Here is a 22,807-nt window from a genome sequence, read left to right as displayed (position 1 = left end):
AGGCATAACGAGCGCAGGGATTTCGACATGCAGGTAAACCGGCGGATTTTCGTGGCGGGCTTGGCGGCAACTGGTCTGACGGCCTGTTCCGGTGGCGGCGGCGGTGCGAATGCGCAGGCCACCGCGACCAGGATGAAGGCGGTTCCGAACCCTGCTTTCGATGCCTGGGTGGCCAGTTTCAAGGGCCGCGCGGCGGCCAGCGGTATCTCGCAAGCCACCATCGATCGGGCATTCCGCGATGTGGGTTACCTCCCTGGTGTGATCGAGCGGGACCGCAACCAGACGGAGTTCAAGCGGACCCTGGAGGATTACCTGGCGATCGCGGCCTCCGACGAGCGGGTCAGCATGGGAAAGTCGGCGCTGCGCAAGTACAATTCCACCTTGTCCGCGATCGAGGGCCGCTACGGGGTCGACAAGGAGATCGTGACCGCAATCTGGGGACTTGAGAGCAAGTACGGCACCCGGATGGGGGATATCCCAATCGTCTCGGCGCTGAGCACGCTGGCCTATGACGGCCGTCGCGGCGCATTCATGGAAAAGCAGCTTCTGGCCGCGCTCCGCATCCTGCAGCGCGGGGATATCACACCGGAGCGGATGGTCGGCAGCTGGGCCGGCGCGATGGGACACACCCAGTTCATCCCGACCTCCTTCCAGGCCTTCGCCGTGGACTTCACGGGCGACGGGCGGCGGGATATCTGGTCCTCCGATCCGTCGGACGCGCTGGCTTCCACGGCTGCGTACCTGCAACGCAACGGGTGGGTGCGTGGCCAGCCCTGGGGTATGGAGGTGCGCCTGCCGTCCGGGTTCAGCACCGGGCTCGCCGGCCGCGGCAACTCCCGAAGCGCGGCGAGCTGGGCCGCGATGGGCGTTGCGGACACAAACGGGCGGCCTGTGCCGAACCACGGATCCTCGTCGATCCTGATCCCGCAAGGCACGCGTGGACCGGCCTTCATCGTCTACAAGAATTTCAGCGTGATCCTGCGCTACAACAACGCGGAGAGCTATGCGCTGGGTGTTGGGCATCTGGCCGATCGCATCGCCGGCAAGCCCCCGATTCAGGCCGGCTTCCCGCCGGATGCGCAGGGCATGACCATCGATGATCGCAAGGAGCTTCAGCGCAGGCTCAACGCCAATGGGTTTGACGCGGGCACACCCGATGGCGTGATCGGGTCAGGAACGGAGGCCGCGATCTCCGCCTATCAGAAGAGCGTTGGCCTGCCGGTCACGGGGCAGCCATCGCTGGCGCTTCTGAAGCGGCTCCGCTGACGGTCCGGCCGATATCCCGTATTCTTCGCAATCTCCGGCCGCCTGCGCGAATGCCGTCCGGTTCCGGCGATGGGGCAAGGCGGCGGGACGGATCGCCGACCTCGGATCAAGGAGCGTACACCCTGCTTTGATTGCGGCGGGCAATTGCCCGGAACGACAATCCTGAGACTGCGCGACTCTCCTGGTGCAATGGCGCACAAACCGTGCTAGCGAAGAGCAGACATTTTTAAAAGGTTGGATATGCTGCATAAATCGGGTTCTTCATGGATACTTGCCGCACTGGTTGTGATCGGGGGCTCGATTGGAGCCGCCCCTTCCGGTGCCGCGACCGTGGATACTGACATCGCCGGTCAGTCACAGGCCTTTGGCGTGATGCAACCATGGCTTGCCATGACGCCCTATGTTCAGACCACCGGGGCGTTCGGGCAAATCGGCCGAGTCCGCTGGCATGCCGGAGTTTCTGGCCCTGGCTACGGGCCGCGCGCGGAGGGACAGTTGCTGGATGTATCCAGCAACCAGGCACTTTTTTCGGTGCTCGGAACGACCTATGGCGGCGATGGCCGGGCAACATTCGGACTTCCCGATCTGCGCGGGCGAGCGATGGTCGGAGTGGGAGGTGCAACGCGCCTGGGCCAGACTGCCGGTGCAGTTCAACGAACGCTTCTCGACGCCAACCTTCCCGCCCACACGCATGACTTTTCTTCGGGCAGAACAACCACATCGGTTGGCGGCGGTCAGCCTTTCTCGGTCAAGATGCCGACGTTGGCAATCAATCATGAGATCGCTGTCACCGGGATCTTTCCTTCCAGCAGTTTGGCGGCCCCCGGTTCGAACGTGATCGGAGGTTTCGATCCCGCAATCGCCGAAATTCAGTTCAATGCTGGCGTCTACTCCCCATCCGGTCGGAGCTTTCTGAATGCGCAGGGTCAGACCTTGAGCATCAACTCCAACCAGGCCCTGTTTTCCCTGCTCGGGTGTGCCTATGGCGGCGATTGTCGGACCGATTTCGACCTCCCCGACACCGCAGGGCGCGTGATTGTCGGAACAGGCCGTGGGGCGGGGCTCGCAAACCGGGTGCTCGGCACCGAGCGCGGGCAGTCGCAGGTGTCGCTCAGCACCGCCGAGATGCCGCATCACAGCCATGGGATCCCCGGGGAAACCGGCAGTGGGACGGGCGGCGGCAGGCCAGTGTCACTGGTGCAGGAGGAGTTGTCGCTGAACTGGGTGATCAACATGGTTGGTCTGTACCCCACGGACGGAATCTTCGGGAGCGGTGAGCCCGTCCTTGGGGAAGTGTCACTTTTTGCAGGGAACTTCGCGCCACGGGGAACAGCGTTCGCAAACGGGCAAATCCTGTCCATCGCCAGCAACACCGCGCTGTTTTCCCTGCTTGGCTGCGCCTATGGCGGCGATTGCGAGACCACTTTTGCGCTACCGGATCTGCGCGGGCGGACCCCCATCGGCGCTGGAACCTTCGTCGGCGGGCAGACCTACAGCGTCGGACAGCGTGGCGGTGCCGAGCAAACCGTGTTGACGACGGCAAATCTGCCTGCACACAGCCACCGGGTCGCCGCCGTACCAGTGCCGCAGACCGCTTTTTTCCTGCTCGCGGGGATGGGCCTGTTGGGACTCGCAAGATCGCGCCGCCGTCGGCCGCAACCTCTGCGCTCCACGAACCGTGTGTGATTTCGGCTTGGCAAACGTTCCGTTAGCAACTAATTAGACCACTCGCTTGTCAGCGTGCGATTCGTCGTGCGCTGATTTGCGTTTCGTCCAAGACGGTGGGTGGCTCGTTGGCCATAATTCCTGCCTGAGACGGGATACGACAAGATTGACCGGGGGCATTTCCTCGGGCGGATTGGCGCAGCCCCGTAAAACGGACCTGAACGCCGGCTTCGGCTGGCAAACTTGAGCCGGGGGGCGAAAGCCTCCCATACTTGGAGTAAAACTGTGGATAGAGCCCAGAAAGAGAAATTGGTCGACGAACTCGGCCAGATCTTTGAAAGCTCTGGCGTCGTTGTGGTTGCCCACTACGAAGGTCTCACGGTTGCCGAGATGCAGGATCTTCGTGCTCGCGCCCGCGGCGCCGAAGCGTCCGTGCGCGTCGCCAAGAACAGGCTCGCCAAGATCGCCCTCGACGGAAAGCCCTGCGAAAGCATCGGCGATTACCTGACGGGCATGACCGTTCTGACCTTTTCCGAGGACCCCGTGGCAGCAGCCAAGGTGGCCGAGGACTTCGCCAAGGAAAACGACAAGTTCCAGATCCTTGGTGGTGCAATGGGTGAGAACGCCCTGGACCGTGCTGGTGTCCAGGCTGTGTCGAAAATGCCGTCGCGCGAGGAGCTCATTGCTTCCATCGCCGGCTGCATCGGCGCGCCTGCATCCAACATTGCCGGGGCCATTGGCGCACCTGCTTCGAACGTCGCGAGCATTCTCAGCACCATCGAGGAGCGCGGCGAGGCCGCCTGATCGCGAGACCTTCGTGGAGACAAGAACTTCGCGTTGGAACACATCTGAAAGAACGGAAACAGTACAATGGCTGATCTGAAAGCACTGGCTGAACAAATCGTTGGCCTGACCCTCCTGGAAGCCCAGGAACTGAAAACCATCCTCAAGGACGAATACGGCATCGAGCCCGCTGCTGGCGGCGCTGTCATGATGGCCGGTCCTGCTGGCGACGCCGGTGGCGCCGCTGAAGAAGAGAAGACCGAGTTTGACGTGATCCTCAAAGCCGCTGGCGACAAGAAGATCAACGTCATCAAGGAAGTCCGCGCCATCACCGGCCTGGGCCTGAAAGAAGCCAAAGAGCTCGTTGAAGCTGGTGGCAAGGCCGTCAAGGAGCAGTGCTCCAAGGACGAAGCCGAAGAAATCAAGGGCAAGCTGGAAGCAGCTGGCGCCGAAGTCGAGCTCAAGTAATTCGAGCGACGACACGATTTGTGAGGCTGGAGCCGGTGAAAACCGGCTCCAGCCGAACCTGTCTTGGAGAGACCCCTCTGCGAGGGATCTTACGGGGGTTTCTCCAAGGCGCGGTTCAAAGGTTCGGGAGCTGCCGGTGGGACGGCGGCGGGAATGGAACCTGACCCCCTTCATTCGTGAGCGGCGCACAGCCGATGCCCGACGGCATGTGCAAACGCGACAGACGAAAGGTGACAGACCACATGGCGCAGACCTTCCTTGGCCAGAAGCGACTCCGCAAGTATTACGGTAAGATCCGTGAGGTTCTGGAGATGCCGAACCTCATCGAGGTTCAGAAATCTTCCTATGACCTGTTCCTGAAATCCGGCGACCAGCTGGAGCCGCTCGACGGCGAAGGCATCATGGGTGTCTTCCAGTCGGTGTTCCCGATCAAGGATTTCAACGAGACGGCAGTGCTCGAGTTCGTGAAATACGAGCTGGAGAAGCCGAAGTACGACGTCGAGGAATGTCAGCAGCGTGACATGACCTACAGCGCCCCGCTGAAGGTCACGCTCCGGCTGATCGTCTTTGATGTGGACGAGGATACCGGCGCCAAGTCCGTGAAGGACATCAAGGAGCAGGACGTCTTCATGGGCGACATGCCGCTGATGACGCCCAACGGCACCTTCATCGTGAATGGCACCGAGCGCGTGATCGTCTCCCAGATGCACCGTTCGCCCGGTGTGTTCTTCGACCACGACAAGGGCAAGACCCATTCCTCGGGCAAGCTTCTGTTCGCCTGCCGCATCATCCCGTACCGCGGCTCCTGGCTCGATTTCGAGTTCGACGCCAAGGATATCGTCTACGCCCGCATCGACCGTCGCCGGAAGCTGCCCGTCACGACCCTGCTTTATGCGCTGGGTCTGGATCAGGAGGGCATCTGCGACGCCTATTACGATACCGTCGATTTCCGGTTGGAGAAGAACAAGGGTTGGGTGACCAAGTTCTTCCCGGAGCGCGTGCGTGGCACCCGCCCGACCTTCGACCTGGTTGACGCCGGCACGGGCGAGGTCATCTGCGAAGCGGGCAAGAAAGTCACGCCGCGCGCGGTCAAGAAGATCATCGACGACGGCGAGATCACCGAACTGCTGGTGCCCTTCGACCAGATTGTCGGTCGCTATGTCGCAAAGGACCTCATAAACGAGGAAACCGGCGCGATCTATGCGGAAGCCGGCGACGAGCTGACCTGGGAAATCGACAAGGACGGTGAAGTCACGGGCGGCACGCTCAAGGAGCTGATGGACGCTGGTTTCACCGAGGTCCCCGTGCTCGACATCGACAACGTCAATGTCGGTCCGTACATCCGCAACACCATGGCAATGGACAAGAATATGGGCCGCGACACCGCGCTCATGGACATCTATCGTGTCATGCGCCCGGGCGAGCCGCCCACCGTAGAGGCCGCTTCTGCGCTCTTCGATACCCTGTTCTTCGACAGCGAGCGCTATGACCTCTCTGCTGTTGGCCGGGTGAAGATGAACATGCGTCTTGCGCTTGACGCCGAGGACACTCAGCGGACCCTGCGCAAGGAAGACATCATCGCCTGCATCAAGGCGCTGGTGGAGCTTCGCGACGGCAAGGGCGACGTGGACGACATCGACCACCTCGGCAACCGTCGTGTCCGCTCCGTCGGCGAACTGATGGAGAACCAGTACCGCGTCGGCCTGCTCCGCATGGAGCGCGCGATCAAGGAACGCATGTCCTCGGTCGAGATCGACACGGTGATGCCGCAGGACCTGATCAACGCCAAGCCCGCCGCGGCGGCCGTGCGCGAGTTCTTCGGTTCCTCGCAGCTTTCGCAGTTCATGGACCAGACCAACCCGCTCTCCGAGGTCACGCACAAGCGTCGTCTCTCGGCGCTTGGACCGGGCGGTCTGACTCGCGAACGCGCGGGCTTCGAGGTGCGCGACGTGCACCCGACCCACTATGGCCGGATGTGCCCGATCGAGACGCCGGAAGGTCCGAACATCGGCCTGATCAACTCTCTGGCCACCTTTGCCCGGGTCAACAAGTACGGCTTCATCGAGACGCCCTACCGGGTCGTGAAGGACGCGCAGGTGACCGACGAGGTCCACTACATGTCCGCCACCGAAGAGATGCGGCACACCGTGGCGCAGGCCAATGCCCATCTCGACAATGACGGTCGTTTCGAGAACGACCTGGTGAACACCCGCCAGTCCGGCGAATACACCATGGCTCCACGCGACAGTGTCGATCTGATCGACGTGTCGCCGAAGCAGCTGGTCTCTGTTGCCGCCTCGCTGATCCCGTTCCTTGAAAACGACGACGCAAACCGCGCCCTGATGGGCTCGAACATGCAGCGTCAGGCGGTTCCGCTTCTGCGGGCCGAGGCGCCGCTCGTCGGCACGGGCATCGAGGAAAAGGTCGCCATCGACTCCGGTGCTGCCATCCAGGCGCGCCGTGCCGGTATCATCGACCAGGTCGATGCCCAGCGTATCGTTATCCGTGCAACCGAGGACCTGGAGCCGGGCGACCCCGGCGTGGACATCTATCGTCTGCGCAAGTTCCAGCGCTCGAACCAGAACACCTGCATCAACCAGCGTCCGCTGGTGAAAGTGGGTGACACGGTGTCCAAGGGCGAAGTTGTCGCCGACGGTCCGTCCACCGATATCGGAGAACTGGCGCTCGGCAAGAACGTGGTTGTCGCGTTCATGCCCTGGAACGGCTACAACTACGAGGACTCGATCCTGATCTCCGAGCGCATCGCGCGCGACGATGTCTTCACGAGCGTGCATATCGAGGAATTCGAAGTGGCCGCGCGGGACACGAAGCTCGGCCCTGAAGAGATCACCCGCGACATTCCGAACGTCGGCGAGGAAGCCCTGCGCAACCTCGACGAGGCCGGTATCGTCTACATCGGCGCTGAAGTCGGCCCGGCGGACATCCTCGTGGGCAAGATCACTCCGAAGGGCGAAAGCCCGATGACGCCGGAAGAGAAGCTTCTGCGCGCCATCTTCGGTGAGAAGGCCTCCGATGTCCGTGACACCTCCCTGCGTCTGCCGCCGGGGGATTTCGGCACCGTCGTGGAAGTTCGTGTCTTCAACCGTCATGGCGTGGACAAGGACGAGCGCGCCCTGCAGATCGAGCGCGAAGAGGTCGAGCGTCTGGCCCGTGACCGGGACGACGAACTCGTCATCCTTGAGCGCAACATCTACGCGCGTCTGAAGGGCATGATCCTCGGCAAGGTCGCGGTGAAAGGTCCCAAGGGCGTCGCCGCGAACTCCGAGATCACCGAGGAGCTGCTGGAGACGCTCAGCAAGGGCCAGTGGTGGCAACTGGCGCTGGCCGAAGAGGCCGACGCACAGATCGTCGAGGCCCTGAACGAGCAGTTCGAGGTGCAGAAACGCGCCCTGGATGCCCGCTTCGAGGACAAGGTCGAGAAGGTTCGCCGCGGCGACGACCTGCCGCCGGGTGTGATGAAGATGGTCAAGGTTTTCATCGCCGTGAAGCGCAAGCTTCAGCCGGGCGACAAGATGGCTGGCCGTCACGGCAACAAGGGTGTGATCTCCAAGGTCGTTCCGATGGAAGACATGCCGTTCCTTGCCGATGGCACCCCGGTTGATTTCGTTCTGAACCCGCTTGGCGTTCCGTCACGGATGAACGTCGGGCAGATTCTCGAAACCCACATGGGCTGGGCCGCACGCGGTCTGGGTCTGAAGGTTGACGAGGCCCTGGACGAGTACCGTCGTTCTGGCGACCTGACGCCGGTCCGCGATGCCATGAAGATCGCCTATGGCGACAACGTCTATGACGAGGGTATCGAGGGCATGGACGAGGGCCACCTGGTCGAATCCGCGGGTCACGTGACCGGCGGCGTTCCGATCGCGACCCCGGTCTTCGACGGCGCCAAGGAAGCGGACATCAACGATGCGCTGCTGCGCGCAGGCTTCAGCCAGTCCGGTCAGTCCGATCTCTACGATGGCCGCACCGGTGAGAAGTTCTCGCGTCAGGTCACCGTTGGCGTGAAATACCTGCTCAAGCTGCACCACCTGGTGGACGACAAGATCCACGCCCGCTCGACTGGCCCGTACAGCCTCGTCACCCAGCAGCCGCTGGGCGGCAAGGCCCAGTTCGGCGGTCAGCGTTTCGGGGAGATGGAGGTCTGGGCGCTCGAAGCCTACGGCGCTGCCTACACCCTGCAGGAGATGCTCACGGTCAAGTCGGACGACGTGGCCGGCCGGACCAAGGTCTACGAGAGCATCGTCAAGGGCGAGGACAACTTCGAGGCCGGCGTGCCGGAATCGTTCAACGTTCTCGTCAAGGAAGTGCGTGGCCTCGGCCTGAACATGGAACTCCTGGATGCGGAGGGCGAGGAATAAGGGCCTCGCGTCCCAATCGGGCGGCCTGATCGCCGCCCGGCTCCTCCCTTCCCGCACCATTTCAAGGATTTGAAGATGAACCAGGAACTGACCAACAACCCGTTCAACCCGCTCACCCCGCCGAAGGTCTTTGACGAGATCAAGGTGTCGCTGGCGAGCCCGGAACGGATCCTTTCGTGGTCCTATGGCGAGATCAAGAAGCCAGAGACCATCAACTACCGGACCTTCAAGCCGGAGCGCGACGGCCTGTTCTGCGCCCGGATCTTCGGCCCGATCAAGGACTACGAGTGCCTGTGCGGCAAGTACAAGCGCATGAAGTATCGCGGCGTCGTCTGCGAAAAATGCGGTGTCGAAGTCACACTGCAAAAGGTGCGTCGCGAGCGCATGGGCCATATCGAACTGGCCGCGCCCGTCGCGCATATCTGGTTCCTGAAGTCGCTCCCGTCCCGCATCGGCCTGATGCTGGACATGACGCTTCGGGATCTTGAGCGTGTGCTCTATTTCGAGAACTACGTCGTCATCGAGCCGGGCCTGACCGATCTCACCTACGGGCAATTGATGTCCGAAGAGGAGTTCATGGACGCCCAGGACACCTACGGCATGGACGCCTTCACGGCGAACATCGGCGCCGAGGCAATTCGTGAGATGCTCTCCCAGATCGACCTCGAGTCGACGGCCGAGCAACTGCGCGAGGAGCTGAAGGAAGCAACAGGTGAGCTGAAGCCCAAGAAGATCATCAAGCGGCTGAAGATCGTCGAGAACTTCCTGGAATCCGGCAACCGCCCGGAATGGATGATCCTCACGGTCGTCCCGGTCATCCCGCCGGAACTGCGCCCGCTGGTGCCGCTGGATGGTGGCCGGTTTGCGACCTCGGACCTGAACGACCTCTACCGCCGTGTGATCAACCGGAACAACCGCCTCAAGCGGCTGATCGAGCTGCGCGCGCCGGACATCATCATCCGCAACGAAAAGCGGATGCTGCAGGAATCCGTCGATGCGCTGTTCGACAACGGCCGCCGTGGCCGGGTCATCACCGGTGCCAACAAGCGTCCGCTTAAATCGCTCTCCGACATGCTCAAGGGCAAGCAGGGCCGCTTCCGGCAAAACCTGCTCGGCAAGCGCGTCGATTTCTCCGGTCGCTCGGTCATCGTGACGGGGCCGGAGCTGAAACTGCATCAGTGCGGCCTTCCAAAGAAGATGGCCCTGGAGCTGTTCAAGCCCTTCATCTACTCGCGACTGGAGGCCAAGGGCCTCTCCAGCACCGTGAAACAGGCGAAGAAGCTGGTGGAGAAGGAGCGTCCCGAGGTTTGGGACATCCTTGACGAGGTCATCCGCGAGCACCCGGTTCTGCTGAACCGTGCGCCCACGCTGCACCGTCTTGGTATTCAGGCCTTTGAGCCCACGCTGATCGAAGGCAAGGCCATCCAGCTGCACCCGCTCGTCTGCTCGGCCTTCAACGCCGACTTCGACGGTGACCAGATGGCTGTTCACGTGCCGCTTTCGCTGGAAGCCCAGCTTGAAGCTCGCGTGCTGATGATGTCCACCAACAACGTGCTGTCGCCTGCCAACGGCGCGCCGATTATCGTTCCGTCGCAGGACATGATTCTCGGCCTCTATTATGTCTCGCTGATGCGCGATGGCATGAAGGGCGAAGGCATGGTCTTCGGTGGCATCGAAGAGGTGGAGCACGCGCTCAATGCTGGTGAAGTGCACATGCACGCCAAGATCCAGTGTCGCGTCCCGCAGATCGACGAGCACGGCCAGGAAGTCCTGAAGCGTTTCGAGACCACCCCGGGTCGGGTCCGTCTTGGCGCGCTGCTGCCCAAGAACGCGAAAGCGCCGTTCGAACTGGTGAACAAGCTGCTCAAGAAAGGCGAAGTCCAAAAGGTCATCGACACCGTCTACCGCTATTGCGGTCAGAAGGAATCGGTCATCTTCTGTGACCAGATCATGGGCATGGGCTTCAAAGAGGCCTTCAAGGGCGGCATCTCCTTTGGCAAGGACGACATGGTTATCCCCGACAACAAGTGGGAAATCGTCGACAACGTCCGCGAACAGGTCAAGGATTTCGAACAGCAGTACATGGACGGCCTGATCACCCAGGGTGAGAAGTACAACAAGGTCGTCGATGCCTGGTCGAAGTGTAACGACCGCGTCACGGACGCCATGATGAACACCATCTCCGCCAAGCGGAAGGACGACAACGGTGCCGAACTGGAACCGAACTCGGTCTACATGATGGCCGATTCCAAGGCACGTGGCTCGGTGACCCAGATGAAACAGCTGGGCGCCATGCGTGGCCTTATGGCCAAGCCGTCCGGGGAGATCATCGAGACGCCGATCATCTCGAACTTCAAGGAAGGCCTGACCGTGCTGGAGTACTTCAACTCCACCCACGGTGCGCGGAAGGGTCTGTCTGACACCGCGCTGAAGACCGCGAACTCCGGCTACCTGACCCGTCGTCTCGTCGATGTCGCTCAGGACTGCATCGTGCGCGAGCATGACTGCGGAACCGACAAGGCGATCACTGCCGAGGCGGCGGTCAACGACGGCGAGGTTGTCTCGTCGCTCGGGGAGCGTGTTCTGGGTCGTGTCGCGGCCGAGGATGTCCTGCGCCCGGGGACCGACGAGGTTATCGTTGCCGAGAACGAGTTGATCGATGAGCGCAAGGCTGACGAGATCGAGCAGTCGGGCGTCGCCAGCATGCGCATGCGCTCTCCGCTGACCTGCGAGTCCGAGGAAGGCGTCTGCGCCATGTGCTATGGCCGTGACCTGGCCCGTGGCACGATGGTCAACCAGGGTGAAGCTGTCGGCATCATCGCCGCGCAGTCGATCGGTGAACCCGGCACGCAGCTGACGATGCGGACATTCCACATCGGCGGCGTTGCGCAGGGTGGCCAGCAGTCGTTCCAGGAAGCCAGCCAGGAAGGCATCATCACCTTCCGTAACCCGAACCTTCTGGAGAATGACTCCGGTGAGCAGGTTGTCATGGGCCGCAACATGCAGATCGTCATCGAGGACGAGCATGGTGTGGAGCGTGGTTCCTTCAAGGTCGGCTACGGCTCCAAGGTCTTTGTCAAGGACGGTCAGACGATTGCCCGTGGCGACAAGCTCTTCGAGTGGGACCCGTTCACCTTGCCGATCATCGCCGAAAAGGCCGGTACCGCGAAGTTCGTGGATCTGGTCAGCGGTATCTCCGTGCGCGAGGACACCGACGAAGCCACCGGGATGACCCAGAAGATCGTGTCCGACTGGCGGTCTGCGCCGAAGGGCAACGACCTCAAGCCGGAAATCATCGTGGTCGACCCGGCCACGGGCGAGCCGGTGCGCAACGAGGCAGGTAACCCGGTGACCTATCCGATGTCGGTGGATGCCATCCTGTCGGTTGAAGACAGCACCGAGATCAAGGCCGGCGATGTGGTTGCACGTATCCCGCGTGAAGGCGCGAAGACGAAGGACATCACCGGTGGTCTGCCGCGTGTGGCCGAACTCTTCGAGGCACGTCGTCCGAAGGATCACGCGATCATCGCGGAGCAGGACGGCTACGTGAAGTTCGGGCGCGACTACAAGAACAAGCGCCGGATCTCGATCGTGCCCGCCGACGAGAGCCTTGAGCCGACCGAGTACATGGTGCCCAAGGGCAAGCACATCCCGGTGCAGGAAGGCGACTTCGTGCAGAAGGGTGACTACATCATGGACGGCAACCCGGCGCCGCATGACATCCTGTCCATCCTGGGTGTCGAGGAGCTGGCGAACTACATGATCGACGAGGTCCAGGACGTCTATCGACTGCAGGGCGTGAAGATCAACGACAAGCACATCGAGGTGATCGTTCGCCAGATGCTGCAGAAGTGGGAGATCAAGGATTCTGGTGAGACGACGCTGCTCAAGGGTGAGCACGTCGACAAGTCGGAGTTCGACGCGGCCAATGACAAGGCGATCAAGGACGGGCGCCGTCCGGCCGAGGGCGAGCCGATCCTGCTCGGGATCACCAAGGCCTCGCTGCAGACCCGGTCCTTCATCTCGGCGGCTTCCTTCCAGGAGACCACCCGCGTGCTCACCGAAGCTTCGGTTCAGGGCAAGCGCGACAAACTCGTCGGCCTGAAGGAAAACGTCATCGTTGGCCGTCTGATCCCGGCTGGTACTGGCGGTGCAACCCAGCGTGTGCGCCGCATCGCGCAGGATCGCGACCAGGAGGTTATCGAGGCGCGTCAGGCGGAGGCCGAAGCGGCTGCCGCCCTGGCTGCCCCGGTGGATGACGTCGTTGGCGGTGACATCGACGACACCTTTATCGTCGACACGCCGGAGAGCCGGGACTTCTGATCCGGTTCTGGTTGACCTGAATGACCCCGTCGGTGCTACCGGCGGGGTTTTTCGTTGCGAGGTGCCCCGATTGGTGCGACGGAGGATACTCCGAAGCCGGAGGATGCGAACATGGCCAAGAAGTCGAAGGATCTCCCGTATCGCCCCTGCGTGGGCGTGATGCTGGTCAATGCCGAAAACGAGGTGTTCGTGGGCCAGCGTCTCGACAGCGAGGCGCCTGCATGGCAGATGCCGCAGGGTGGCATCGACAAGGGTGAGGCGCATCGCGATGCGGCGCTGCGAGAACTCGGGGAAGAAACGGGTGTAACCTCCGATCTCGTTGAGTTCGTGGCGGAAACCGACGGATGGGTTCGCTACGACCTGCCGGAGCATCTGGTTGGCAAGCTCTGGAAGGGCAAGTATCGCGGCCAGAAGCAGAAATGGGTCCTGCTGCGGTTCCTGGGCACGGATGATCAGATCCAGATCGCGACCGAGCATCCGGAGTTTTCAGAGTGGCGCTGGCTGCCGGTCGATAGTCTTGTCGAGAACATCGTGCCTTTCAAACGTGCGGTCTACGAAGAGGTTGTCGCTCGACTCGGCACCCACCTCTGAGAACCGGAATCGGGAGGTCCGGACTCTGGAGATCGGGACTCCAAACAAGAACAAAACGGGAATATCATGCAGGGTATGCGCGACTCGTTCCATGCCGCCTGCTCGCTTAACCCCCCTGGAACTCTCCCTCGTCACTCGCGGGAGAAAGGAATACCTGCGCCGTTTCGGGCCGGGGAGGGGCGTGAGATGCGGTCGGTCGAACTCTCTGCAATGTCGAACTTCACGTTCCTCACCGGGGCGTCCCACCCCGAAGAATACATGGAACGTGGCGCCCTTCTTGGCCTTGCGGGCATCGTGATTGCTGATGAGAATTCGGTGGCGGGGATCGTCCGAGCCCATGCGCGCGTGCGGGAGATCGGCCGGATCGTTGCCGAACGGGCAGCGCAGGAGGCCTCGGAAGGCCCGATTGGCCCGCCGGCTCCCGATGATGTTGCCCCGGCGCCATCGCTCGATATCCGCAACGTGCCACGACTGATCCCCGGCACGCGCATTGTTCTGGACGATGGGTTTACGGTGACGGCACTGCCCCGGGATCGTGCTGCATGGGGACGGCTGTGCCGCCTGATTTCCCTTGGACGGCTGCGCGCTGAGAAAGGCGCCTGCATGCTAAGGCTTGAGGACTTGCTGGAATGGGGCGAAGGCATGGAGTTGCTGCTGCACCCGCGCGACGTTGACGAGCAGGAACGCCCCTGGCCGGGCGGCGCGAGATCGTGGGTGCCACAGGCGCAGCGCCTGACGCGCCGCTTTGGCTCCGCCGTCCACCTCTTGATGGCGCCGTGCTATGACGGGTTGGACAGCGCCCGGTTCGGGGCCTGGGACAGCCTTGCCAACCGGCTCGGGATCCTGACGATCGCCTCCGGCTTGCCCCGCATGCACCATGGCCGCCGGCGCCGCCTGGCCGATGTCCTCTCGGCTGTCCGGCAAGGCTGCCGGGTGGAGGACCTGGGGCGGCTGGCACAGGCCAACGGGGAGCAGCGGCTCCGCTCTGCCCGCGAACTGCGGGCAATCTTTGCAGGGCACGCTGCCGCGTTGCGCCGGGCAGAAGAGGTGGCCGCGCGCTGCACCTTCTGTCTGGACGAGTTGCGCTACGAATATCCCAGTGAGATCTCCGGCGGTGAGACCGCGAGCGAGCGCCTTGCCCGCCTTGCCTGGGCGGGCCTGCGTTGGCGGTATCCCTCGGGCGCCCCCGACAAGGTCAAGCGTCTGCTGGAGCATGAACTCGCCCTGATCGGCAAGCTCGGCTACGAACCCTATTTTCTGACTGTGCACGACATTGTCGACTTTGCCCGCTCCCGGAACATCCTGTGTCAGGGGCGGGGGAGTGCCGCGAATTCGGTGGTCTGCTACTGCCTCGGCGTGACCTCCGTCAGTCCGGAAATCGGTACCATGGTCTTCGAGCGGTTCGTCTCGGAGGCGCGGAACGAGCCGCCGGACATCGACGTGGATTTCGAACATGAGCGGCGCGAGGAGGTGATCCAGCACATTTACGAGCGCTACGGCCGCCATCGGGCCGGGCTTTGCGCGACGGTGATCCACTATCGCGGCAAGCGGGCGGTGCGGGAAGTGGGGCGTGCGATGGGGCTGTCGGAGGACACGCTCTCCGCGCTTTCAAGCCAGATCTGGGGGTGGGGTTCACTCAAGGATACCGAAAATGAACGCATGCGGGAAATCGGCCTCGATCCGACCGACCCGCGGCTGGTCCGGACCATGGAACTGATCCGGGAGGTGCAGGGCTTTCCACGGCACTTATCACAACATGTGGGTGGGTTCATCATCACCGAGGGACGGCTCGACGAGTTGTGTCCCGTCGAGAACGCCACGATGGAGGACCGCACGGTCATCCCCTGGGACAAGGATGACATCGACGCGCTCGGTATCCTGAAGGTGGATGTCCTGGCGCTCGGAATGCTGACGGTAATCCGCAAGGCTTTCGCGCTGATCGAGCATCACCACCATGCTCAATATGGCCTCGCCACGTTGCCGCCCGAGGATCCGGCCGTCTATGACATGCTGTGCGACGCCGATTCTCTGGGGGTCTTCCAGGTGGAAAGCCGGGCGCAGATGAACTTCCTGCCCCGGATGAAGCCGCGCAGTTTCTACGACCTGGTGATCGAAGTGGCGATCATCCGCCCCGGCCCGATCCAGGGGGACATGGTGCATCCCTACCTGCGCCGGCGGAACGGGGAAGAGGACGTGACCTTCCCGTCTGACGAACTGGGCCAGGTGCTGGCCAAGACGCTGGGCGTGCCGCTTTTCCAGGAGCAGGCGATGCAGATCGCCATCGTGGGGGCGGGGTTCTCGGCGGAGGAGGCGGACCGGTTGCGGCGGTCGCTCGCGACGTTCAAGAAACACGGCAACGTCAGCGAGTTCCATGACCGGTTCATGTCCGGCATGAAGGCCAATGGCTATGACGAGGAGTTCGCCGCGCGCTGCTTCAGCCAGATCGAGGGGTTCGGCAGCTATGGTTTTCCGGAGAGTCACGCGGCGAGCTTTGCGCTTCTGGTCTATGCCTCTGCCTGGTTGAAACGGCATCATCCCGGGATCTTCGCGTGCGCGCTGTTGAATTCACAGCCGATGGGCTTCTATGCGCCCGCGCAGATCGTCCGCGATGCCCGCCAGCATGGCGTCGAAGTCCACCCGGTCTGCATCAATCGGTCTTTCTGGGACAACGTGATGGAAGTGGATGATCAAGGCGGGTTGGCACTGCGGCTTGGGTTTCGGCAGATCAAGGCGATGAAGGAAGAGGAGGCGACCTGGATCTCCGCGGCGCGCGGCAATGGATATCAGGGCGTCGAGGAGGTCTGGCGCCGCGCCGGGATCGGGCCGGCCTTGCTGGAGGCATTGGCAGAGGCGGATGCCTTTGCCGGGCTTGGGCTCGCACGGCGGGAAGCGCTCTGGGAGGCCAAGGCCTTGCGCGGGGCCGCACCGCTGCCGCTCTTTGCCGGCGATCTGGATGGCGAGGCGATTGACGAACCGGCCGCGCATTTGCCGGCCATGACGCTAGGGGAAGAGGTGGTGGAAGATTACGTCTCCATGCGCCTCACCCTTCGGGCGCACCCGCTGGAGTTGCTGCGGAGCCGATTGTCGCCCGGGTTTCGACGGCAAGCGCGTCCCCGCGAAGGCCAGGCGCTCCCGCCTGTTTCGACCGCATCCGAGATGCAGTCAAAGCAGTTGGGCCGGGCACCTGCGGTGCGCCGGATCCGGTCTGAGGGGACGTGACACGATTTCCAGCGCCGTGGCCGACGGATTTGACCTGAGTCATTCGGCCGGATGCCCCGCCGTGGCAGCATTTGGTATGCCCGACTGGCAGCGCGAAGGCGCGACGGTGTCGCGGCAGTGCCGAGACCGGCCGGGCTGACGGGGCACGCAGCCAGGAGGATGTCCATGACTCAAGACCGGATCGAAACGAAGCCTGCAACGGACACCGAACCCGACTCACCGGAGCAACATCCCGAACCGGTTCCGGAAGGTGCCGAGAACATGGAGCATACCCTGCGCCGACTGACTGCCGAAAAGGAGAAGAAACGGGCCCGAAACCCGGGCCTTTATCTCTAGGTCAACCCGCGACTGGCGAGAGCATCCGGAGGCTGGCGTTCTTCGAAACGGAAAGCCACGGAGGAGATCCTGCAACCGATAGTACATGCGGCCCTCCACCCGCGCCGACGCCAGACTGCGACGTCAGAATTGCAATGACAGATCGGCCTGCACCGCAGCCAGTCCCTGGCCTGCCGCGGTTCTCGGGCGTCATCTGAACGCGGGACGGTGCAAAGAGCCGCCCCCGGCGGGATACAGCGGAAACCGAACCCTGCCATGCCCCCTGCCTTCCCGTCCGACAAGACAGGCCGAACGTGTCACCGGTCGGCGAATAAACACACGTGACACAACACGACGCGGGCGACCTTGGAGCCGCCCGCATCGCCTTTGGGGCCTTTGGAAATTACTCGGCGGGAACGGCGAGGGGTTGATTGCCTTTGCCGAAGTGCTGCCGGTTCAGGCGGAACACAAGCGCAATCATGAGGAATTGTGCGACAACCGCGATGGCTGAAACGACCCAGAACGCGACCGAGAACTTGTCCACGACACCGGCCGCGACGAGACCCTTGTTCAGCCAGAACTGAAGCATGACAGAGAGTGCGACGCCCGGACAGACGAGCGCATAGGACCCCGGCGACGTGCGCGAGCCGAGCACGAAGTCGGCAAAGTACCCCTGGCGGCGCAGCACAAGGCCACCGAGAAGCAGAAAGATCACCTGGATCGTCAGCAACCGCGAGAGAAAGATCATGGTCTCTGCCGGGGTGCCATGCACCTCGAACGTCGCGTGCAGGCCGTGGCTCTGGCGCAGGAAGGTGATGGCCAGGATGGTCATGATCGGGACGATGACCATGAGTGTCGGACCGGATTCCTTGGCGGTGCCATGGTGCAGCATCGAGTTGAATGCGGTGATCGCGGCGACGATCATGTAGACGGCCGCAGCGACGGAGAAAAAGGTCGACAGCACCAGCGCGATACCAACGGTCACCGTGTTGTGGCTCATCGCCGCCGGCGCGGCGAATCCGACGCCGACCATGGACAGTGCGAAGGCGGGCAAAAGCTGGGCGAAGGAATTGTTCGCTGTCATGTCGAAGACACCGCCCTTGGTCAGAACGCGGGCGAGGAAATCACCAATGATGTTGAGCGCCAGCAGCCCGACAAGGCCGAACGCGACCATGGCAAGGGGAAAGAGGTATTCGACGATCGACCAGAGCCCCGGCACGAAGGCGAGGCCTGCCACGAAGAGGCCGTTGATGGACATGGCCATCGCCAGTGGCATAGCGGTTATTGTCGTTTCGGCGTTGGAGTTGCGGAGGGTCTCGAAGGCTTGGGTCTTGCGGAACCTGGCAAAGGAACGAAGATTCCAGATGAGGTACTTCAGGTTCAGGAAGACAAAGGTTGCGATGCCGGCCCAGGCCAGCAGGATCATACCCTGTTGCAGCGGGCCGCCTGTGGTGAGTGCGGCCCAGATATGCTCGAAGGTCGGAACCGGGATGCCCGCATGCGGCACCCACATGAAGAGCCACATGAAAAAAGTGACCGAGAGGCCGCCGGCCCCGAGAGAGGCGAGGAAGTAGAGCGGAGAGTAGCTGTCCGCGGGACGGGAGAGAGTGGTCATGGTTGTCTCCTTTTAAATTCGCATTTGTGAATATGATAGTTGAGCAACGGTGTTTTGCAAGCGAATTTGAACTGGTCGGTTCAGTTTTCGTGGGGTGAGGATGCGAAGTATCTGAAAATGCGAACACTTGCGAAAGGATGGCATCCGAAGGACACCTGCCGGTGAGTTGTGTGGCAGGCATATCTTGTGGATAACTGGCAGTCTCCCGCCAGATGATGGGTGTATTCCTTGACTCTTGGCCGCATCCTGCAAAACTCAGAGACCACTTGAGACTCGGACAGGACAGGCACCTTGCGATTCACCCGGCTGCGGCTCAACGGCTTCAAGTCCTTCGTGGACCCGACCGATCTCGTGATCGCGGACGGATTGACCGGCGTTGTCGGTCCGAATGGCTGCGGGAAATCGAATCTCCTCGAGGCATTGCGCTGGGTCATGGGGGAGAATCGCCCAACCGCGATGCGGGGCGGCGGAATGGAGGACGTCATCTTTGCCGGTGCCTCCACCCGTCCAGCACGAAACTTCGCCGAAGTGACCCTTCAGATCGACAATTCGGAGCGCCTTGCGCCATCGGGGTTCAACGATCAGGACATGCTGGAAATTGTCCGGCGCATCACGCGTGACGTCGGCTCCGCTTACAAGGCCAATACGCGGGACGTTCGGGCGCGGGACGTTCAGATGCTCTTCGCCGACGCCTCTACCGGCAGCCATTCGCCGGCCCTTGTCCGCCAGGGACAGATCAGCGAACTGATCAATGCCAAGCCAAAGAACCGGCGCCGCATTCTCGAAGAGGCCGCCGGAATTTCGGGGCTGTACCAGCGGCGGCATGAGGCCGAACTGAAGCTGAACTCCGCCGAACAGAACCTTTCCCGGGTCGACGACGTGATCGAACAGCTCGCTGGTCAATTGGCGCAACTCGCGCGGCAGGCCAAGCAAGCCGCGCGCTACCGTACCATTGGTGCGGAGCTGCGCCATGCCGAGGGGCTCCTGCTCTATCGCCGCTGGCGGGAGGCCAAGGACAGTCTGCAAGGCGCGCAGGACGAGCTACGGCAGCATGTGACCGCAGCCGCAACGGCGGAACGCGCGGCTCGCGAGGCTGCCAGCCTGCGCGAGAGCGCCGACGAAGCCCTGCCGCCGTTGCGCGAGGAGGAGGCGATTGCTTCTGCGGTCTTGCAGCGTTTGCAGGTCGAGCTTGGCGCTATTGGCGAGGAGGAATCCCGCGCCCGGGACGCCATTGTCACGCTGGAACGACAGATCCTCCAGATGACGCAGGATATGGAGCGCGAAGAAGGGCTGAACCGGGACGCCGGTGAAACCATGGCCCGGCTCGCTGCCGAACGCGAGGAGTTGGACGCGGCCAACGCCGGCCACGATGAAAAGTTCGCCGCAGCGGTGGAAGCGGCGCGGATTGCTGCATCGAACCTGCAAGGGCGGGAAAGCGAGCTGGCCCAGCAAACGGAGGATGTCGCCCGGCTGGCGGCACGGCACCAGTCAGCGGAACGTTTCGAGGCTGACGCGGAAAAGGCACTCACGCGTCACGAAGAGGAGGCCGCGAAAGCCGGTCAGACCAGCGAACACGCGCGCGGGGTTCTGCAATCCTCCGAGGAGGAGGCCGCGCGGGCGGAAGCCTCGCTGGAGGAGGCGACGATCGCCGCCGAAGAGGCCGAGGCCGGACTGGCGGAGGCGGATGCCGCCCGGGCCGATTGCGCCGCCCGCGAGGCCGATGCCCGTGCGGAGCGGTCTGCGGCGGAAGGGGAGGCGCAGGCGTTGCGTGCCGAGGTCGCGGCACTGGCGCGCCTTGTGGAGCGGGATGCCAACGAGGGCGAACAGGTGCTGGATCACCTCCGGGTCGATCCCGGATACGAGAAGGCCCTCGGTGCAGCACTGGCCGATGATCTTCGCGCCCCGCCGGTGGGGCGTGATGCGGCCTCCGGTTGGGCCGCTCTGCCGGACTACGACACGCACCAGTCGCTGCCGGACGGGGTCGATGCACTTGCCGATCGGATGGAGGTTCCCGAGGTTCTCCGTCGCCGCATGGCGCAGGTCGGCGTCGTGGACGCGACCGACGGGCCCGCGCTTCAGGATTTGCTCAAGCCCGGCCAGCGTCTTGTCAGTGTCGAGGGGGACCTCTGGCGTTGGGACGGTTTTCGCGCCGGTGCCGAAGATGCCCCGTCCGCGGCGGCGCTTCGCTTGCAGCAACTCAACCGGCTGGTGGAACTCAAGCGCGATCTTGAGGAGGTCGCGGCGCGGGCTGCGGGTGCCAGCCAAGCTCACGATATGCTGAGCCAGGAGCTGCGGGCCCTGACGGAAGCCGACCGTCAGGCCCGTCAGGCGCGGAAGGATGCGGACACAGCTGTCGCGACGGCGAGCCGGAACCTGAGCCGGGCCGAGAACGAGAGATCCATGGCCGAGGCCCGGCTCGAGGCAGCTGATCTGGCCGTGTCACGGCATCGGGAGGAATCGGAGGCTGCCCGTGAGCGGTTGGAAGAGGCGCGTTCGGTCCGGGCGGAGTTGCCCGACCTGACCGAGGCCCGATCCAGTATTGAAACGGCCAAGGCACTGGTAGAGGGCTCTCGCCGCGACATGATGGCCGCGCGGTCTGCACAGGACGAGCTTCGGCGGATCGGCGAGGCCCGGAGCCGGCGCATTTCCGAGATCACAAAGGACATCGACAGCTGGCGGCGCCGACTTGAAAATGCCGAAGCCCGCACCCGGGATCTGGAACACCGAAAGGCCGAAGCCCAGGACACTCTGGAGGAGGCGCGTATGGCGCCGGAGGACATCCTGGAACGAAAGGAGCGGCTCACGGAAGCGCTGGCGACGGCAGAGGCGCGTCGCAATTCGGCCGCCGATGCCCTGGCGATCGGGGAAACGGCCCTGCGGGATGCGGAGCGCGCCGAACGCGATGCGGAGAAGTTCGCGGGCCACGCCCGGGAGCACAGGGCGGCGTCCGAAGCGCGGGAGCACGCCGCACGGGATGCCCTCGAATCCGCTACGACCTGGATTCAGGAGGAACAGGAGACCACGCCGGAGAAGCTGCTGGAGCAACTCGACGTCGATCCCGAGAACATGCCTGCGGTGGAAGTGATCGAAGGCGATATCGCGCGTCTGCGACGAAGCCGTGATGCCCTTGGCGCGGTCAACCTGAGGGCAGAAGAAGACGCCAAGGACGTATCCGCCGAGCATTCCGCACTCGTGGAGGAGAAAAATGACCTTGAAGAGGCGATCCGCGCCCTTCGCATCGGAATCTCCAGTCTGAACAAGGAAGGCAGGGAACGCCTTCTGACCGCCTATGAGCAGGTCAACAGCAACTTCAAGCTGCTCTTCACGCACCTTTTCGGTGGCGGGCAGGCGCACCTTGAACTGGTAGAATCCGAGGATCCGCTCGATGCCGGTCTGGAGATCATGTGCATGCCTCCGGGCAAGAAGCTGTCCACTCTGTCGCTTCTTTCGGGCGGTGAACAGACGCTTACGGCAATGGCCCTGATTTTTGCAGTGTTCCTGGCCAACCCGGCGCCGATTTGCGTTCTGGACGAGGTCGACGCACCGCTGGACGATGCCAATATCACCCGCTTCTGCGATCTTCTTGACGAGATGGTCCAGCGCGCCGACACGCGTTTCCTGATCATCACTCACCACGCCATCACGATGAGCCGGATGGACCGGCTCTTTGGCGTGACGATGCAGGAACAGGGCGTCAGTCAACTGGTGTCCGTCGACCTCAAGAAAGCCGAGGCCCTGGTCGCCTGATCTCGAAAAGGTGAGTGGACCGGAGGTCGGCACTGGTCCCTCATGGCGAGAGGAGGGGCGGCCAATGCGCGTCTTGATTTCAGCTCTGATTCTGATTCCAGCAATGGCAGCGGCGCAAGGAGTGCGAGAAAGTGACCGCCTGCTTGCGGCCAACGATCTTGTTGATCGGCTGGGGGGGCATGTTGCGACATTCTACGACGGCAGTACGGCGCAATACGCCGCCAGCGGTGACTATTCCTATCGCTACACTCCGGATGATCCTGCCTTTGTCGGGACCTATGAAACAGCGTCCGACAGCAGGATCTGCGTGACCTTCGAGAACGGGTTCGACCGTTGCGACACCTATGTCGAAGCGTCCGGTCGCCTGGTTCTGGTCACGGCAGACGGATTGCGATTTCCCGTGAAGACGCTGGAGCCGATCACACGATGACCGCGC

The 22,807-nt window shown here is 62.9% G+C and carries 12 protein-coding genes; 11 read left to right on the top strand and 1 reads right to left on the bottom strand.

Annotation, left to right across the window (positions count from 1 at the left end; genetic code table 11):
- Positions 1–27: 27 nt before the first annotated feature.
- The 9 genes from CLV78_RS18875 (at position 28) to CLV78_RS24045 (ending at position 17,030) form a co-directional block, all read left to right on the top strand.
- Positions 28–1,266, top strand: a complete 1,239-nt coding sequence (locus tag CLV78_RS18875; protein WP_106206947.1) for a lytic murein transglycosylase — start codon at positions 28–30, stop codon at positions 1,264–1,266.
- A gap of 330 nt (positions 1,267–1,596) precedes the next feature.
- Complete coding sequence (locus tag CLV78_RS24310; protein WP_211301036.1) at positions 1,597–2,952, top strand: phage tail protein; 1,356 nt, start codon at positions 1,597–1,599, stop codon at positions 2,950–2,952.
- 264 nt (positions 2,953–3,216) lie between these two features.
- Positions 3,217–3,735 (top strand): 50S ribosomal protein L10, encoded by a 519-nt coding sequence (gene rplJ / locus CLV78_RS18855; RefSeq protein ID WP_106206945.1) that lies wholly within the window; start codon positions 3,217–3,219, stop codon positions 3,733–3,735.
- Positions 3,736–3,801: 66 nt separating this feature from the next.
- Positions 3,802–4,182 carry a 50S ribosomal protein L7/L12 gene (gene rplL, locus CLV78_RS18850; protein WP_106206943.1) on the top strand — a complete coding sequence of 127 codons (381 nt, stop codon included), beginning with the start codon at positions 3,802–3,804 and terminating at the stop codon, positions 4,180–4,182.
- Between the two features lie 242 nt (positions 4,183–4,424).
- Entirely contained in the window at positions 4,425–8,561 is a 4,137-nt protein-coding gene (rpoB, locus tag CLV78_RS18845) for a DNA-directed RNA polymerase subunit beta (protein WP_106206941.1), read from the top strand.
- Between the two features lie 75 nt (positions 8,562–8,636).
- Positions 8,637–12,884: a DNA-directed RNA polymerase subunit beta' gene (rpoC, locus tag CLV78_RS18840; protein ID WP_106206939.1), complete on the top strand. Its 4,248-nt coding sequence runs from the start codon at positions 8,637–8,639 to the stop codon at positions 12,882–12,884.
- Between the two features lie 111 nt (positions 12,885–12,995).
- Positions 12,996–13,475 (top strand): RNA pyrophosphohydrolase, encoded by a 480-nt coding sequence (locus tag CLV78_RS18835; RefSeq protein WP_106206937.1) that lies wholly within the window; start codon positions 12,996–12,998, stop codon positions 13,473–13,475.
- A 186-nt stretch (positions 13,476–13,661) separates the two neighbouring features.
- Complete coding sequence (locus tag CLV78_RS18830; RefSeq protein ID WP_106206935.1) at positions 13,662–16,694, top strand: error-prone DNA polymerase; 3,033 nt, start codon at positions 13,662–13,664, stop codon at positions 16,692–16,694.
- 165 nt (positions 16,695–16,859) lie between these two features.
- On the top strand, positions 16,860–17,030 hold the full coding sequence (locus tag CLV78_RS24045) for a hypothetical protein (RefSeq protein WP_158263604.1): 171 nt from the start codon (positions 16,860–16,862) through the stop codon (positions 17,028–17,030).
- Positions 17,031–17,412: 382 nt separating this feature from the next.
- On the opposite strand, the gene CLV78_RS18825 is transcribed toward CLV78_RS24045, so the two are convergent.
- Positions 17,413–18,624, bottom strand: a complete 1,212-nt coding sequence (locus tag CLV78_RS18825) for a TsoY family (seleno)protein (protein WP_106206933.1) — start codon at positions 18,622–18,624, stop codon at positions 17,413–17,415.
- Positions 18,625–18,915: 291 nt separating this feature from the next.
- On the opposite strand from CLV78_RS18825, the gene smc reads away from it, so the two are divergent.
- Entirely contained in the window at positions 18,916–22,371 is a 3,456-nt protein-coding gene (gene smc / locus CLV78_RS18820) for a chromosome segregation protein SMC (protein ID WP_106206931.1), read from the top strand.
- Positions 22,372–22,435: 64 nt separating this feature from the next.
- Positions 22,436–22,801, top strand: a complete 366-nt coding sequence (locus CLV78_RS18815; protein WP_106206930.1) for a hypothetical protein — start codon at positions 22,436–22,438, stop codon at positions 22,799–22,801.
- Positions 22,802–22,807 lie beyond the last annotated feature (6 nt).

Source organism: Aliiruegeria haliotis (genome assembly GCF_003003255.1).
GTDB lineage: Bacteria > Pseudomonadota > Alphaproteobacteria > Rhodobacterales > Rhodobacteraceae > Tropicimonas > Tropicimonas haliotis.
Note: the sequence above shows the minus strand (reverse complement) of the source record. Positions and strands in the feature narration are given on the sequence as shown.

What these genes read in the sequence shown, in the direction of transcription:
- CLV78_RS18825 (WP_106206933.1), bottom strand. Translation starts at nt 18,624, where the DNA reads ATGACCACTCTCTCCCGTCCCGCGGACAGCTACTCTCCGCTCTACTTC.
- CLV78_RS18875 (WP_106206947.1), top strand. Translation starts at nt 28, where the DNA reads ATGCAGGTAAACCGGCGGATTTTCGTGGCGGGCTTGGCGGCAACTGGT.
- CLV78_RS24045 (WP_158263604.1), top strand. Translation starts at nt 16,860, where the DNA reads ATGACTCAAGACCGGATCGAAACGAAGCCTGCAACGGACACCGAACCC.
- CLV78_RS18830 (WP_106206935.1), top strand. Translation starts at nt 13,662, where the DNA reads ATGCGGTCGGTCGAACTCTCTGCAATGTCGAACTTCACGTTCCTCACC.
- CLV78_RS18815 (WP_106206930.1), top strand. Translation starts at nt 22,436, where the DNA reads ATGCGCGTCTTGATTTCAGCTCTGATTCTGATTCCAGCAATGGCAGCG.
- CLV78_RS18835 (WP_106206937.1), top strand. Translation starts at nt 12,996, where the DNA reads ATGGCCAAGAAGTCGAAGGATCTCCCGTATCGCCCCTGCGTGGGCGTG.
- rpoC (WP_106206939.1), top strand. Translation starts at nt 8,637, where the DNA reads ATGAACCAGGAACTGACCAACAACCCGTTCAACCCGCTCACCCCGCCG.
- rplL (WP_106206943.1), top strand. Translation starts at nt 3,802, where the DNA reads ATGGCTGATCTGAAAGCACTGGCTGAACAAATCGTTGGCCTGACCCTC.
- rpoB (WP_106206941.1), top strand. Translation starts at nt 4,425, where the DNA reads ATGGCGCAGACCTTCCTTGGCCAGAAGCGACTCCGCAAGTATTACGGT.